Consider the following 13,442-nt stretch of genomic DNA (forward strand, 5'->3'; position numbering starts at 1 on the left):
GGGCGTGGTGCAAAGGACTTCGGCCTGGCCGCTGGCACTGGTCTATGCGGTGCTCATCGTTTTCGCCAGCCTGTTTCCCTTTGACGGCTGGCGTGCCCAGGGCATAGACCCGCTGGTGTTCCTGACGGCAAAGATCCCGCCGCCGTACTGGACCTGGTTCGACGTCAACACCAACATCGTCGGCTACGCGCCGCTGGGTTTTTTCCTGGCGCTGGCCCTGGTGCGCAGCGGCAGCCCGCGCGCGGCCGTGCCGCTGGCGGCGCTGGCCGGTACCCTGCTGTCGCTGTCCATGGAATTCCTGCAGATCTATCTGCCGCGGCGCGTTCCCTCCAATCTGGATCTGGTGCTCAATGCGGGCGGCACCTTGCTGGGCGCGCTGGTGGCGCTGCTGCTGGAGCGCCTGGGCGCCCTGGCGCGCTGGAGCGCCTTTCGCACCCATTGGCTGGGTGAGGACGGCGGCGGTGCCATGGTGCTGCTGGCACTGTGGCCCTGGGCGCTGCTCTTTCCCGCCGCCGTGCCCTTTGGCCTGGGCCAGGTGCTGGAGCGGCTGGAGCAGGGGCTGCTGGACATGCTCGAAGGCACGCCCTTCCTCATGTGGCTGCCGCTGCGCGAGTCCGCGCTGACGCCGCTGTCGCCCGTGACCGAGATGCTGTGCGTGATGCTGGGCCTGTGGGTGCCCTGCCTGCTGGCCTACTGCGTGATGCGCCACATGGGCCGGCGTGCCGTGCTGGCGGGCTCGGCCATCGTGATCGGCATCGGGGTCTCGGCGCTGTCGGCCGCGCTGAGCTGGGGGCCTGCCCATGCCTGGGAATGGGTGGATCTGCCCGTGCGCATGGGCGTATGGGGCGGCCTGGGCCTGGCCATGGTGGCCCTGCCGCTGTCGCGCCGCGCCTGTGCAGCCCTGCTGATGCTGGTGCTGGTGCTGCAATTGAGCATCCTGAACCAGGCGCCCACCAGCGCCTATTTCTCCGAGACGCTGCAGGCCTGGGAGCAGGGGCGTTTCATCCGCTTCTACGGGCTGGGCCAGTGGCTGGGATGGCTGTGGCCCTATGCCACCCTGGTCTATGTGCTGCTCAGGGTGGCGCGCCGCGATGCAGGGCCGCTGCCGCCCGCACCTTCAGCGCCCCCGGCGCCTTCGGGGCAGCAGACGCAGGCCTAGAATCCGCTCCATGAGCGAACACCCACGTCCCGGGGCCGACAGCGGCCAGCAAGGCGCAGGCAACTACTATGCGCGCCACATCTTCTTTTGCCTCAACGAGAGGCCCAACGGCGAGGACTGCTGTGCGCTGCACGGCGCCAAGGCGGGCTTTGACCACTGCAAGAAGCAGGTCAAGCAGCTGGGCCTGGCCGGCAAGGGCCAGGTGCGCGTGAACAAGGCCGGTTGCCTGGACCGCTGCGCGGGCGCGCCCGTGGCCGTGGTCTACCCTGAAGGCACCTGGTACACCTTCGTGGACGAGTCCGACATCGACGAGATCGTCGAGTCCCACCTCAAGAACGGCCAGCCCGTGGAGCGCCTGCTGCTGCCGCCCGACGTGGGCCGCTGAGCACCGGCTGGAACTTTGGGCCTTTCCGGGCATCAGTGCTTTTTCAGCTTGGATTGGCTGCTACTACTAGGATAGCGATTGTGAATGCGCAGACCGAACGTTTGACCTTGACCGGCCTTGCCGGGGCCGTGGAGGCCCTGCGCGATGCGCCGGCCGCCGATGCACCGCCGCGCGGCGTGGCCATCATCGCCCACCCCCATCCGCTGTTCGGCGGCACCATGGACAACAAGGTGGTGCAGACCCTGGCGCGTGCCTTCGTGCAGTGCGGCTACACGGCCGTGCGATTCAACTTCCGCGGCGTGGGCGCCAGTGCCGGCGAGCACGATGCGGGCGTCGGCGAGGCCCAGGACATGCTGTCCGTGGTCCGCCAGGTCGCCCCCGAAGGACCGATCGCGCTGGCCGGCTTCTCCTTCGGAGCCTTCGTCACCAGCCATGTGCTGGCGGGACTCTGGAACGAGGGCAGGGTGGAGAAGGCGGTGCTGGTGGGCACGGCGGCCAGCCGCTTCACCGTGGCCCCTGTCCCGCCCGAGGCCCATGACCGGACCCTGGTGGTGCACGGCGAAGCCGATGACACGGTGCCGCTGTCTGCCGTCATGGACTGGGCGCGCCCGCAGATACTGCCTGTTACCGTCGTGCCCGGGGGTGGTCATTTCTTTCACGGACAATTGCCGCTGCTCAAAAGCCTCGTGGTCCGCCATTTGCGCTCACTCCCCTAGCGGCCCGCGCCGCTGCTCAACAGGCCTGCCCCATCGGGCGGGCATGTTTTCGCCTTTCCTGCATTCCCTGCCCTTTAGCGAGAGTTTTCCTCATGAAGCCACTTTCCTCCACGCTGCGAGTCCTGGCACTGGCGGCCGCCATGGCGCCGGCCCTGGCGCTGGCGCAGATCACCCCGCCCCAGCCGCCCGAGATCGCGGCGCGCAACTATCTACTGGTCGATGTCACCGCCAACCAGGTGCTGGGCGCCAAGGACATCGACGCGCCCATCGAGCAGGCCTCGCTGACCAAGCTGATGACCGGCTACCTGGTCTTCGACGCGCTGCGCGCCAAGAAGATCACGCTGGAGCAGCGCCTGCCCGTGAGCGAGCGCGCCTGGAAGATGCCCGGCTCGCGCATGTTCATCGACCCCAAGATGCAGGTGCCGGTCGATGACCTGGTCAAGGGCATGATCGTGCAGTCCGGCAACGACGCCACCATGGCCCTGGCCGAAGGCGTGGGCGGCTCGGCCGAGAACTTCGTGCGGCTCATGAACGAGCAGGCCAAGGCGCTGGGCATGAAGAACACCAGCTACAAGAATCCCGAGGGCCTGACCGAGCCCGGCCACCTGACCACGGCGCGCGACCTGTCCATCCTCGCCCAGCGCCTGATGCAGGACTTCCCCGAGTACATGCACTACTACTCGACCAAGAAGTACTTCTATCCTGGCACGCCGGCCTCCAACGGCACCAACCGCAACTCGCTGCTGTTCCGCGACCCGACCGTCGATGGCCTCAAGACCGGCCACACGGCCGCCGCCGGCTACTGCCTGGTGGCCACCGCCAAGCGCGACCTGCCCAACGTGGGCAGCCGCCGCCTGATCTCCATCGTGCTGGGTGCTGCCAGCGAGAACGCGCGTGCCAATGAAAGCCAGAAGCTGCTGAACTGGGGCTATGCGGCCTTCGATTCGGTCAAGCTGTTCGATGCCGAGCAGGCCGTGGCCACGCCCGAAGTCTGGAAGGGCAAGGCGAACACCGTCAAGATCGGCCGCACCACGCCCATCGTGGTCACCGTGCCGGCCGGCAGCGGCGGCAAGCTGAGCACCGAAGTCGTGCGCCAGGACCCGCTGATCGCCCCGTTCACCAAGGGCCAGGCCATGGGCACGCTCAAGGTCAAGATGGGTGCCGACACCGTGGCCGAAGTGCCGCTGGTGGCGCTGGAAGGCGTGGAGCAGGCGGGCTTCTTCGGTCGTGCCTGGGATGCGATCCGCCTCTGGATCAAGTAAGCCCCGGGGCCTGTCGCCCAGGCCCTCGCGTGCTGGCTTGAAGGGGGTGCAGTTGTGCGATCTCCCGCAAGCTGGTACAGTCGAGGGCTTTTCGGAATTTCCGAAGGGATTCACGTTTTCGCTTTTCGCAAGCAATTCACGTTTAGGGACGTTTATTAATGCCAACCATTAACCAACTCGTGCGTCAGGGCCGCACGGTCGAAGTTGTCAAATCCAAGAGCCCTGCTATGGAAAACTGCCCTCAGCGCCGCGGCGTGTGCACCCGTGTGTACACCACGACGCCCAAGAAGCCTAACTCCGCTCTGCGTAAGGTTGCCAAGGTGCGCCTGACCAACGGCTTCGAGGTCATCTCCTACATCGGTGGTGAAGGCCACAACCTGCAAGAGCACAGCGTTGTGCTGGTGCGCGGCGGCCGTGTGAAGGACTTGCCCGGTGTGCGTTACCACATCGTGCGTGGCTCCCTTGACCTGCAAGGCGTCAAGGACCGCAAGCAATCCCGTTCCAAGTACGGCGCGAAGAAGCCCAAGGCCAAGTAAGCCCTGCGTTTTTTCGAGGAAGGTGCTGTATCCCGCGTGGCGCGAGATTCAGCGTAGTGACCCCAAACGCAAGTGTTTTGCGCGGGTCGAGTAAGTGGGAGTCCTGTTGACTCTCGCGGTGTCTGAAAAGATGCCAACTGAAGCAAGATAGAGGTAAAAAATGCCACGTCGTCGCGAAGTCCCCAAACGTGAAATCCTGCCGGATCCCAAGTTCGGCAATGTCGAGCTGTCCAAGTTCATGAACGTGATCATGGAAGGCGGCAAGAAGGCGGTCGCAGAACGCATCATCTACGGTGCCCTGGACCTGATTCAAAAGAAGCACCCTGACAAAGACCCGCTGGAAGCCTTCGTTGTTGCCATCAACAACGTCAAGCCCATGGTCGAAGTGAAGTCCCGCCGTGTTGGCGGTGCCAACTACCAAGTGCCCGTCGAAGTGCGCCCCGTGCGTCGCCTGGCCCTGTCCATGCGTTGGCTGAAGGAAGCCGCCCGCAAGCGCGGCGAGAAGTCCATGGCCCAGCGCCTGGCCAACGAACTGCTCGAGGCCACCGAAGGCCGTGGCGGCGCCATGAAGCGCCGTGACGAAGTGCACCGCATGGCCGAAGCCAACAAGGCGTTCAGCCACTTCCGCTTCTAAGAGCACTTCGCTCCCGATCAGACAGGCCGCATGCATTTTTGCCTGCGGCCTTGTCTCGATTAGGAGCATCCCCAGATAAGACTGCTGTCCGTCTGCACCATGAGGCTGGAACGGGCAGAGACTCACTCCATACGATCAAGGATCCATCATGGCTCGCAAGACCCCCATCGAGCGCTACCGCAACATCGGTATCTCCGCCCACATCGACGCAGGCAAAACCACCACCACGGAACGTATCCTGTTCTATACCGGTGTGACCCACAAGCTGGGCGAAGTGCACGACGGCGCTGCTACGACCGACTGGATGGAGCAAGAGCAAGAGCGCGGCATCACCATCACTTCCGCTGCAGTGACCTGCTTCTGGAAGGGCATGGACCTGTCCTACCCCGAGCACCGTTTCAACATCATCGACACCCCCGGCCACGTGGACTTCACCATTGAGGTGGAGCGTTCCATGCGCGTGCTGGACGGCGCCTGCATGGTGTACTGCGCCGTGGGCGGCGTGCAGCCCCAGTCGGAAACCGTGTGGCGCCAGGCCAACAAGTACAAGGTGCCCCGTCTGGCCTTCGTGAACAAGATGGACCGTACCGGCGCCAACTTCTTCAAGGTCGTCGAGCAGATGAAGCTGCGCCTGAAGGCCAACCCCGTGCCCGTCGTGATCCCGATCGGTGCCGAAGACAACTTCAAGGGCGTGGTCGACCTCGTCAAGATGAAGGCCATCATCTGGGACGAAGCCTCGCAAGGCATGAAGTTCGAATACCACGACATCCCCGCCGAGCTGGTGGAGACCGCCAACAAGTGGCGTGAAAACCTCGTGGAAGCCGCCGCTGAAGCCAGCGAAGAGCTGATGAACAAGTACCTGGAAGAAGGTACCCTGTCCGAGGCAGAAGTGAAGGCCGGCCTGCGCGCTCGTACGCTGGCTACCGAAATCCAGCCCATGCTGTGCGGTACCGCTTTCAAGAACAAGGGTGTGCAGCGCATGCTGGACGCCGTGATCGACTACCTGCCGGCGCCTGTGGACATCCCTGACGTCACCGGTACCGATCCCGAAAACGAAGAAACCAAGCTCAGCCGCAAGGCCGACGACGGTGAAAAGTTCGCGGCACTGGCCTTCAAGCTGATGACCGACCCGTTCGTCGGTCAGCTGACCTTCGTGCGCGTGTACTCGGGCGTTCTGACCAAGGGCGACACCGTGTTCAACTCGGTCAAGGGCAAGAAGGAGCGCATCGGCCGTATCGTGCAGATGATGGCCAACGAGCGCGTGGAAGTCGAAGAAATCCGCGCCGGCGACATCGCTGCCTGCGTGGGCCTGAAGGACGTGACGACCGGCGAAACGCTGTGCGCCGTTGAAGCTCCCATCGTGCTGGAACGCATGGTCTTCCCCGAGCCCGTGATTGCTCAGGCCGTGGAACCCAAGTCCAAGACCGACCAGGAAAAGATGGGCATCGCCCTGTCGCGCCTGGCTGCCGAAGATCCGTCGTTCCGCGTGCGTACCGACGAAGAATCGGGCCAGACCATCATCGCCGGCATGGGCGAGCTGCACCTGGAAATCATCGTTGACCGCATGAAGCGCGAATTCAACGTGGAAGCCAACGTGGGCAAGCCCCAGGTTGCCTACCGCGAAACCATTCGCCAGAAGGTCGTGGACGTGGACGGCAAGTTCGTTCGCCAGTCCGGCGGCAAGGGCCAGTACGGTCACGTGGTGTTCACGGTCGAGCCGCAGGAAGCCGGCAAGGGCTTCGAGTTCGTCGACGCCATCAAGGGCGGTGTGGTTCCTCGCGAATACATCCCCGCAGTCGAGAAGGGCGTGATCGAAGCGCTGACTTCCGGCGTGCTGGCCGGCTACCCCGTCGTGGACGTGAAGGTCACGCTGACCTTTGGTTCGTACCACGATGTGGACTCGAACGAAATGGCGTTCAAGATGGCCGCCATCTTCGGTTTCAAGGAAGCTGCCCGCAAGGCCAGCCCCGTCATCCTGGAGCCCATGATGGCTGTGGAAGTCGAGACGCCTGAAGACTACGCCGGTACCGTGATGGGCGATCTGTCCTCGCGTCGCGGCATGGTGCAGGGCATGGACGACATGGCCGGCGGTGGCAAGTCCATCAAGGCCGAAGTGCCGCTGTCCGAAATGTTCGGCTACGCCACGTCGCTGCGTTCGCAGACGCAAGGCCGCGCTACGTACACGATGGAGTTCAAGCACTACGCCGAAGCTCCCCGTAACGTGGCTGAAGCCATCGTTGCTGCTCGCTCGAAGTAAGCTTTTTTGTATAATTGAAGGCTTTTGAATCGCAGCACCCAGGCGTTTTGGCGCCGGGGTGCTGCGGTTTTTGCCGGTCTGCGATCCCATGCCGCCCTGTCACCTGTGCGGGGCGACCAAGCAATGGGGTGCAGACCTTAAACATCACACAGGTTTTGCTCTTTCGGAGAAATCATGGCAAAAGAAAAATTCCAGCGGAACAAGCCGCACGTCAACGTTGGCACCATCGGTCACGTGGACCACGGCAAGACGACCCTGACGGCTGCTATCGCTACCGTTCTGTCCAAGAAGTTCGGCGGCGAAGCCAAGGCTTACGACCAGATCGACGCAGCACCTGAAGAAAAGGCGCGCGGCATCACGATCAACACCGCCCACGTCGAGTACGAAACGGCCGGTCGCCACTACGCTCACGTTGACTGCCCCGGCCACGCCGACTACGTCAAGAACATGATCACCGGCGCTGCTCAAATGGACGGCGCCATCCTGGTGTGCTCGGCCGCTGACGGCCCCATGCCCCAGACCCGCGAGCACATCCTGCTGGCCCGTCAGGTGGGCGTGCCCTACATCATCGTGTTCCTGAACAAGTGCGACATGGTGGACGACGAAGAGCTGCTGGAACTGGTCGAAATGGAAGTGCGCGAGCTGCTTGCCAAGTACGACTTCCCCGGCGACGACACCCCCATCATCCGCGGCTCGGCCAAGCTGGCCCTGGAAGGCGACCAGTCCGACAAGGGCGAACCCGCCATCCTGCGCCTGGCTGAAGCCCTGGACAGCTACATCCCCACGCCCGAGCGCGCTGTGGACGGTGCCTTCGCAATGCCCGTGGAAGACGTGTTCTCGATCTCTGGCCGTGGCACCGTGGTGACTGGCCGTATCGAGCGCGGCATCATCAAGGTCGGCGAAGAAATCGAAATCGTCGGTATCCGCGACACCCAGAAGACCATCGTCACCGGCGTGGAAATGTTCCGCAAGCTGCTGGACCAAGGCCAGGCTGGCGACAACGTGGGCCTGCTGCTGCGCGGCACCAAGCGTGAAGACGTGGAACGCGGCCAAGTGCTGTGCAAGCCCGGCTCCATCAAGCCCCACACCCACTTCACGGCTGAGGTGTACGTGCTGTCCAAGGACGAAGGTGGTCGCCACACTCCGTTCTTCAACAACTACCGTCCCCAGTTCTATTTCCGTACGACCGACGTGACCGGCTCCATCGAGCTGCCCGCCGACAAGGAAATGGTGATGCCTGGCGACAACGTGTCGATCACCGTCAAGCTGATCGCCCCCATCGCCATGGAAGAAGGTCTGCGCTTCGCTATCCGCGAAGGTGGCCGTACCGTGGGCGCTGGCGTGGTTGCAAAGATCATTGCGTAATTCTTGGAAAACTAGGAATACACAATGTCCAAGCAAAAAATTCGCATCCGCCTGAAGGCGTTTGACTACAAGCTGATCGACCAGTCGGCTGCTGAAATCGTTGACACCGCCAAGCGCACCGGCGCGATCGTCAAGGGTCCCGTGCCCCTGCCGACACGCATGAAGCGTTTCGACATCCTGCGCTCGCCGCACGTCAACAAGACCAGCCGCGACCAGTTCGAAATCCGCACCCACCAGCGCCTGATGGACATCGTTGACCCGACTGACAAGACGGTTGACGCTCTGATGAAGCTGGACCTGCCCGCAGGCGTGGACGTCGAGATCAAGCTGCAATAAGAACTTCACGGGCCCCTTGCGGGGCCGTTGAAGGGCTTTGATTTAACGCGAACTTGCTTGAAAAGGCAGTTCGCGTTAAAATTTGGGGCTTCGCCTTTCTTGAGCGAAGTTTTATCAACCTTCTTTCGTGCGCAAGGCCTTGGACATCTGGGGCGGGAGCGCAACGCTGGGCCAATTGCAGTTTCAGCGGCGGAAGTTTTGGAGCAAACAAATGAGTCTGAGCAACTCCCTCGGGTTGCTGGGTCGCAAGGTGGGCATGATGCGTCTGTTCACCGATGACGGGGACGCAGTGCCCGTCACGGTGGTGGATGTGTCCAACAACCGTGTGACTCAGGTCAAAACCCAAGAGAACGATGGCTACGTGGCCCTGCAGGTCACTTTCGGTTCGCGCAAGGCATCTCGCGTGACCAAGCCAGAAGCCGGCCACCTTGCCAAGGCAGGTGTCGAAGCCGGTGAAGTGATGGGTGAATTCCGCGTGACCGAAGAAACCGCTGGCAAGTACGCCGCAGGCTCCGTCCTGCCCGTCGCCGAGCTGTTCTCGGTGGGCCAGAAGGTGGACGTGCAAGGCACTTCCATCGGTAAGGGCTTCGCCGGCACCATCAAGCGTCACAACTTCCGCTCGCAGCGCGCCTCGCACGGCAACAGCCGTTCGCACAATGTTCCCGGCTCCATCTCGATGGCCCAGGATCCAGGTCGCGTGTTCCCGGGCAAGAAGATGACCGGTCACATGGGCGATGAAACCATCACCACCCAAAATCTCGACGTGGTTCGCATTGACGAAGCACGCCAACTGCTCTTGATCAAGGGCGCTGTTCCGGGCTCCAAGGGTGGCTTCGTGACGGTGCGCCCCGCCATCAAGGCCAAAGCTTCCAAGGGAGCGAACTAATGCAGCTCGAACTCCTGAATGAACAAGGCCAGGCCGCATCCAAGTTCGATGCGCCCGAGACTGTTTTCGGTCGTGAATTCAACGAAGACCTCGTCCACCAGATCGTGATCGCCTACCGTGCCAACGCACGCCAGGGCACTCGCGCTCAGAAGGACCGCGAGCAGGTTCGTCACACGACTGCCAAGCCGTTCAAGCAAAAGGGCACCGGCCGTGCTCGTGCCGGTATGTCTTCCTCGCCTCTGTGGCGTGGCGGCGGCCGCATCTTCCCGAATCTGCCTGAAGAAAACTTCACGCAGAAGATCAACAAGAAGATGTACCGCGCCGGTATGGTTGCCATCCTGTCGCAGCTGGCCCGCGAAGGCCGTCTGGCCGTGGTGGACTCGCTCAAGCTCGAAAGCCCCAAGACCAAGGTGCTGGCCGACAAGTTCAAGGCCATGAACCTGGAATCGGTCATGGTGATCGCTGAAGAAGTCGACGAGAACCTGTACCTGGCTTCCCGCAATCTGAAGAACGTGTTCGTGGTCGAGCCGCGCTACGCCGACCCCGTGTCGCTGGTGCACTACAAGAAAGTGCTCGTCACCAAGGGTGCGATCGACAAACTCAAGGAGATGTTCGAATGAGCACGCTCAAGTTTGACGAAGGTCGTCTGATGCAGGTGTTGGTTGCTCCCATCGTGTCCGAAAAGGCCACCATGGTTGCAGAGAAGTCCAACGCCGTGACGTTCAAGGTGCTGCAGAGCGCCACCAAGCATGAAATCAAGGCCGCCGTGGAACTGATGTTCAAGGTGGAAGTTGCTGGTGTCTCCGTGGTGAACATCAAGGGCAAGACCAAGCGCTTTGGCAAGACCACCGGCCGCCGCGACCACGTTCGCAAGGCCTATGTGATGCTCAAGCCCGGTCAAGAGCTGAACCTGTCCGGGGAGGCTGCGTAATCATGGCTGTTATCAAGCTCAAACCGACGACCCCCGGCCAACGCGGCACGGTCAAGGTCACGCGTGACCATCTGCACAAGGGTGCAGGTTTCGCCCCCCTGCTGGAGCCTCAGCACCAGAAGTCGGGCCGTAACAACAACGGTCACATCACCACCCGTCACAAGGGCGGTGGCCACAAGCACCACTATCGCGTGGTGGACTTCAAGCGCACCAAGGACGGCATCCCCGCCAAGGTCGAGCGCATTGAGTACGACCCCAACCGTACGGCCCACATCGCTCTGGTGTGCTATGCCGACGGCGAGCGTCGCTACATCATTGCTCCGCGCAACCTGGAAGTCGGCGCAACGATCGTCAGCGGCTCGGAAGCCCCGATCCGCGTGGGCAACACCCTGCCGATCCGCAACATCCCCGTGGGTTCGACCATCCACTGCATCGAACTGAAGATCGGCGCTGGCGCGCAGATCGCCCGTTCGGCAGGTACGTCGGCTACGCTGCTGGCCCGTGAAGGCATCTACGCCCAAGTGCGTATGCGTTCCGGCGAAGTGCGCAAGGTGCACATCGAATGCCGCGCGACCATCGGTGAAGTCGCCAACGAAGAGCACAGCCTGCGCCGTCTGGGCAAGGCCGGTGTGAAGCGCTGGATGGGTATCCGCCCGACCGTTCGCGGCGTGGTGATGAACCCTGTCGATCACCCGCACGGTGGTGGTGAAGGCAAGACCGGTGAAGGTCGTCACGCTGTTGACCCATGGGGCAACCTGACGAAGGGCTACCGTACCCGTAACAACAAGCGCACGCAGTCGATGATTGTGTCGCGTCGCAAGAAGTAAAGGGTAGCAAATGACTCGTTCTCTTAAAAAGGGTCCGTTTGTTGACCATCACTTGCTGGCAAAGGCCGAGAAGGCCGTCGCCACCAAGGACAAGAAGCCCGTCAAGACCTGGTCGCGTCGCTCCATGGTTCTGCCCGAGTTCATCGGTCTGACCATCGCCGTGCACAACGGCAAGCAGCACGTGCCCGTGTATGTGACTGACCAGATGGTCGGCCACAAGCTCGGCGAATTCGCGCTGACCCGTACCTTCAAGGGTCACCCGGCGGACAAAAAAGCCAAGAAGTAAGGAATAGAACATGTCTGAAACACGTGCTGTTCTCCGTGGCGTCCGCCTGTCTGTGGACAAGGGTCGCCTGGTCGCGGACCTGATCCGCGGCAAGAAAGTGGACCAAGCCCTGAACATCCTGACGTTCACGCAGAAAAAAGCTGCCGTGATCATCAAGAAGGTGCTCGAGTCCGCCATCGCCAACGCCGAGCACAACGACGGCGCCGACATCGACGAACTGAAGGTCAAGACCATCTTCGTCGAACAAGGCACCACGCTCAAGCGCTTCACCGCGCGTGCAAAGGGCCGCGGCAATCGCATCAGCAAGCCCACGTGCCACGTGTACGTGACGGTTGGCAACTGAAAGGCCTGGGAAGAATATGGGACAGAAAATCCATCCTACCGGCTTCCGCCTGGCGGTCAGCCGCAACTGGGCCAGCCGTTGGTACGCAAGCAACCGTGACTTCGCCGGCATGCTGGCCGAAGACATCAAGGTGCGCGAGTTCCTGAAGGCCAAGCTGAAGAATGCCGCCGTGTCGCGCATCCTGATCGAGCGTCCTGCAAAGAACGCCCGCATCACGATCTTCTCGGCACGTCCTGGTGTCGTGATCGGCAAGAAGGGCGAGGACATCGAGAACCTGAAGAAGGAACTCGCGACCCGTCTGGGCGTGCCCGTGGCTGTGAACATCGAAGAAGTGCGCAAGCCTGAAATCGATGCCAAGCTGATCGCCGATTCGATCTGCCAGCAGCTCGAAAAGCGCATCATGTTCCGCCGCGCCATGAAGCGTGCAATGCAAAACGCCATGCGTCTGGGTGCCCAAGGCATCAAGATCATGTCTTCGGGCCGTCTGAACGGTATCGAAATTGCACGTTGCGAGTGGTATCGCGAAGGCCGCGTGCCACTTCACACACTGCGCGCCGACATCGACTATGGCTTCTCCGAAGCCAAGACGACCTACGGTGTGATCGGTGTGAAGGTCTGGGTCTACAAGGGTGACACGCTGGGTCGTAACGACCTGCCGGCAGCCGAGACCCCCCGCCCCGAAGAAGAACGTCGTCCTCGCGGCCCCCGCCGTGATGGTCGCGGCGATGGTCGTCGTGACGGTGCTGGCCGTGGTGCCCGCCGCCCCGCAGGCGCTAACGCAGCACCTGCTGACGGCAGCGACAAGCCCGCCGGCGCTGGCGCTGATTCCGTTAAGCGCGTTCGCAAGACTGACGCGCCCGCTACAGCAGCGGACGGTAAAGGAGAATAAAGATGCTGCAACCTGCTCGCCGCAAATACCGCAAGGAGCAAAAGGGTCGCAACACCGGTATCGCAACGCGTGGTAACTCCGTTGCTTTCGGTGACTTCGGCCTGAAGTCCACTGACCGTGGTCGCCTGACGGCTCGCCAGATCGAAGCGGCTCGCCGCGCGATCTCGCGTCACGTCAAGCGTGGCGGTCGTATCTGGATCCGCGTGTTCCCGGACAAGCCAATCTCTACCAAGCCCGCAGAAGTGCGTATGGGTAACGGTAAGGGCAACCCCGAGTACTACGTGGCCGAAATCCAGCCCGGCAAGGTGCTCTACGAAATCGTGGGCGTCCCTGAAGAGCTGGCTCGTGAAGCGTTCCGCCTGGCCGCTGCAAAGCTGCCGCTGCGTACGACCTTCGTGTCCCGTCAAATTGGTGCCTAAGGAGAACAACATGACGAAAGCTGCTGAACTCCGCCAAAAAGACGTTGCCGGCCTGGAAGCCGAAGTGAAGTCCCTGCAAAAGGCTCACTTTGGCCTGCGTATGCAAAAGGCTACGCAACAGCTGGGTAACACGAACACGCTGCGTACCACGCGCCGTGACATCGCCCGCGCCAAGACCATCCTTGCTGAAAAGCAAGCCGCCAAGTAATCA

18 protein-coding genes are annotated in these 13,442 nt (G+C 62.3%); all 18 read left to right on the forward strand.

The window, feature by feature from the left end:
* Positions 1-4 precede the first annotated feature (4 nt).
* The 18 genes from ACFPFG_RS20385 (at position 5) to rpmC (ending at position 13,439) form a co-directional block, all read left to right on the forward strand.
* Positions 5-1,159 (forward strand): VanZ family protein, encoded by a 1,155-nt coding sequence (locus tag ACFPFG_RS20385; protein ID WP_183019282.1) that lies wholly within the window; start codon positions 5-7, stop codon positions 1,157-1,159.
* A gap of 10 nt (positions 1,160-1,169) precedes the next feature.
* Positions 1,170-1,544, forward strand: coding sequence for a (2Fe-2S) ferredoxin domain-containing protein (locus tag ACFPFG_RS20390; protein WP_013800245.1), 375 nt, complete (start codon positions 1,170-1,172; stop codon positions 1,542-1,544).
* An 80-nt stretch (positions 1,545-1,624) separates the two neighbouring features.
* Positions 1,625-2,260, forward strand: coding sequence for an alpha/beta hydrolase (locus ACFPFG_RS20395; RefSeq protein WP_012202323.1), 636 nt, complete (start codon positions 1,625-1,627; stop codon positions 2,258-2,260).
* Between the two features lie 92 nt (positions 2,261-2,352).
* Entirely contained in the window at positions 2,353-3,522 is a 1,170-nt protein-coding gene (locus ACFPFG_RS20400) for a D-alanyl-D-alanine carboxypeptidase family protein (RefSeq protein ID WP_013800247.1), read from the forward strand.
* A 158-nt stretch (positions 3,523-3,680) separates the two neighbouring features.
* On the forward strand, positions 3,681-4,058 hold the full coding sequence (rpsL, locus tag ACFPFG_RS20405; RefSeq protein ID WP_012202325.1) for a 30S ribosomal protein S12: 378 nt from the start codon (positions 3,681-3,683) through the stop codon (positions 4,056-4,058).
* A 160-nt stretch (positions 4,059-4,218) separates the two neighbouring features.
* Positions 4,219-4,692, forward strand: a complete 474-nt coding sequence (rpsG, locus tag ACFPFG_RS20410; RefSeq protein ID WP_012202326.1) for a 30S ribosomal protein S7 — start codon at positions 4,219-4,221, stop codon at positions 4,690-4,692.
* 148 nt (positions 4,693-4,840) lie between these two features.
* A complete protein-coding gene (gene fusA, locus ACFPFG_RS20415) occupies positions 4,841-6,949 on the forward strand; it encodes an elongation factor G (protein WP_183019284.1) in 2,109 nt (702 codons plus the stop codon).
* A 174-nt stretch (positions 6,950-7,123) separates the two neighbouring features.
* On the forward strand, positions 7,124-8,314 hold the full coding sequence (tuf, locus tag ACFPFG_RS20420) for an elongation factor Tu (RefSeq protein WP_013800249.1): 1,191 nt from the start codon (positions 7,124-7,126) through the stop codon (positions 8,312-8,314).
* A gap of 24 nt (positions 8,315-8,338) precedes the next feature.
* Positions 8,339-8,650 carry a 30S ribosomal protein S10 gene (gene rpsJ / locus ACFPFG_RS20425; protein WP_003059431.1) on the forward strand — a complete coding sequence of 104 codons (312 nt, stop codon included), beginning with the start codon at positions 8,339-8,341 and terminating at the stop codon, positions 8,648-8,650.
* 211 nt (positions 8,651-8,861) lie between these two features.
* Positions 8,862-9,536 carry a 50S ribosomal protein L3 gene (gene rplC / locus ACFPFG_RS20430; RefSeq protein ID WP_012202329.1) on the forward strand — a complete coding sequence of 225 codons (675 nt, stop codon included), beginning with the start codon at positions 8,862-8,864 and terminating at the stop codon, positions 9,534-9,536.
* A complete protein-coding gene (gene rplD, locus ACFPFG_RS20435) occupies positions 9,536-10,156 on the forward strand; it encodes a 50S ribosomal protein L4 (RefSeq protein WP_012202330.1) in 621 nt (206 codons plus the stop codon). Before rplC ends, rplD begins: the two co-directional genes overlap by 1 nt.
* Complete coding sequence (gene rplW, locus ACFPFG_RS20440) at positions 10,153-10,467, forward strand: 50S ribosomal protein L23 (protein WP_012202331.1); 315 nt, start codon at positions 10,153-10,155, stop codon at positions 10,465-10,467. Before rplD ends, rplW begins: the two co-directional genes overlap by 4 nt.
* A 2-nt stretch (positions 10,468-10,469) precedes the next feature.
* The gene (gene rplB / locus ACFPFG_RS20445) at positions 10,470-11,294 is read left to right on the forward strand and encodes a 50S ribosomal protein L2 (protein ID WP_012202332.1); all 825 of its coding nucleotides are present in this window, start codon (positions 10,470-10,472) and stop codon (positions 11,292-11,294) included.
* A gap of 10 nt (positions 11,295-11,304) precedes the next feature.
* Entirely contained in the window at positions 11,305-11,580 is a 276-nt protein-coding gene (gene rpsS, locus ACFPFG_RS20450; RefSeq protein ID WP_012202333.1) for a 30S ribosomal protein S19, read from the forward strand.
* A gap of 10 nt (positions 11,581-11,590) precedes the next feature.
* Positions 11,591-11,923 carry a 50S ribosomal protein L22 gene (rplV, locus tag ACFPFG_RS20455; protein ID WP_012202334.1) on the forward strand — a complete coding sequence of 111 codons (333 nt, stop codon included), beginning with the start codon at positions 11,591-11,593 and terminating at the stop codon, positions 11,921-11,923.
* Positions 11,924-11,939: 16 nt separating this feature from the next.
* A complete protein-coding gene (rpsC, locus tag ACFPFG_RS20460; protein ID WP_012202335.1) occupies positions 11,940-12,812 on the forward strand; it encodes a 30S ribosomal protein S3 in 873 nt (290 codons plus the stop codon).
* Between the two features lie 2 nt (positions 12,813-12,814).
* Positions 12,815-13,231 (forward strand): 50S ribosomal protein L16, encoded by a 417-nt coding sequence (gene rplP, locus ACFPFG_RS20465; RefSeq protein ID WP_012202336.1) that lies wholly within the window; start codon positions 12,815-12,817, stop codon positions 13,229-13,231.
* Between the two features lie 10 nt (positions 13,232-13,241).
* A complete protein-coding gene (rpmC, locus tag ACFPFG_RS20470) occupies positions 13,242-13,439 on the forward strand; it encodes a 50S ribosomal protein L29 (RefSeq protein WP_012202337.1) in 198 nt (65 codons plus the stop codon).
* The last annotated feature ends 3 nt before the right edge of the window (positions 13,440-13,442 follow it).

The sequence above is a fragment of the Delftia deserti genome (genome assembly GCF_042653485.1).
Taxonomy (GTDB): domain Bacteria; phylum Pseudomonadota; class Gammaproteobacteria; order Burkholderiales; family Burkholderiaceae_C; genus Comamonas; species Comamonas acidovorans.

Coding starts and splice junctions, on each gene's coding strand:
- rpsC (WP_012202335.1), top strand. CDS start 11,940: ATGGGACAGAAAATCCATCCTACCGGCTTCCGCCTGGCGGTCAGCCGC.
- tuf (WP_013800249.1), top strand. CDS start 7,124: ATGGCAAAAGAAAAATTCCAGCGGAACAAGCCGCACGTCAACGTTGGC.
- ACFPFG_RS20400 (WP_013800247.1), top strand. CDS start 2,353: ATGAAGCCACTTTCCTCCACGCTGCGAGTCCTGGCACTGGCGGCCGCC.
- rpsG (WP_012202326.1), top strand. CDS start 4,219: ATGCCACGTCGTCGCGAAGTCCCCAAACGTGAAATCCTGCCGGATCCC.
- rpmC (WP_012202337.1), top strand. CDS start 13,242: ATGACGAAAGCTGCTGAACTCCGCCAAAAAGACGTTGCCGGCCTGGAA.
- rpsJ (WP_003059431.1), top strand. CDS start 8,339: ATGTCCAAGCAAAAAATTCGCATCCGCCTGAAGGCGTTTGACTACAAG.
- rpsL (WP_012202325.1), top strand. CDS start 3,681: ATGCCAACCATTAACCAACTCGTGCGTCAGGGCCGCACGGTCGAAGTT.
- rplV (WP_012202334.1), top strand. CDS start 11,591: ATGTCTGAAACACGTGCTGTTCTCCGTGGCGTCCGCCTGTCTGTGGAC.
- rplC (WP_012202329.1), top strand. CDS start 8,862: ATGAGTCTGAGCAACTCCCTCGGGTTGCTGGGTCGCAAGGTGGGCATG.
- rplP (WP_012202336.1), top strand. CDS start 12,815: ATGCTGCAACCTGCTCGCCGCAAATACCGCAAGGAGCAAAAGGGTCGC.
- rplD (WP_012202330.1), top strand. CDS start 9,536: ATGCAGCTCGAACTCCTGAATGAACAAGGCCAGGCCGCATCCAAGTTC.
- rplW (WP_012202331.1), top strand. CDS start 10,153: ATGAGCACGCTCAAGTTTGACGAAGGTCGTCTGATGCAGGTGTTGGTT.
- fusA (WP_183019284.1), top strand. CDS start 4,841: ATGGCTCGCAAGACCCCCATCGAGCGCTACCGCAACATCGGTATCTCC.
- rpsS (WP_012202333.1), top strand. CDS start 11,305: ATGACTCGTTCTCTTAAAAAGGGTCCGTTTGTTGACCATCACTTGCTG.
- ACFPFG_RS20390 (WP_013800245.1), top strand. CDS start 1,170: ATGAGCGAACACCCACGTCCCGGGGCCGACAGCGGCCAGCAAGGCGCA.
- rplB (WP_012202332.1), top strand. CDS start 10,470: ATGGCTGTTATCAAGCTCAAACCGACGACCCCCGGCCAACGCGGCACG.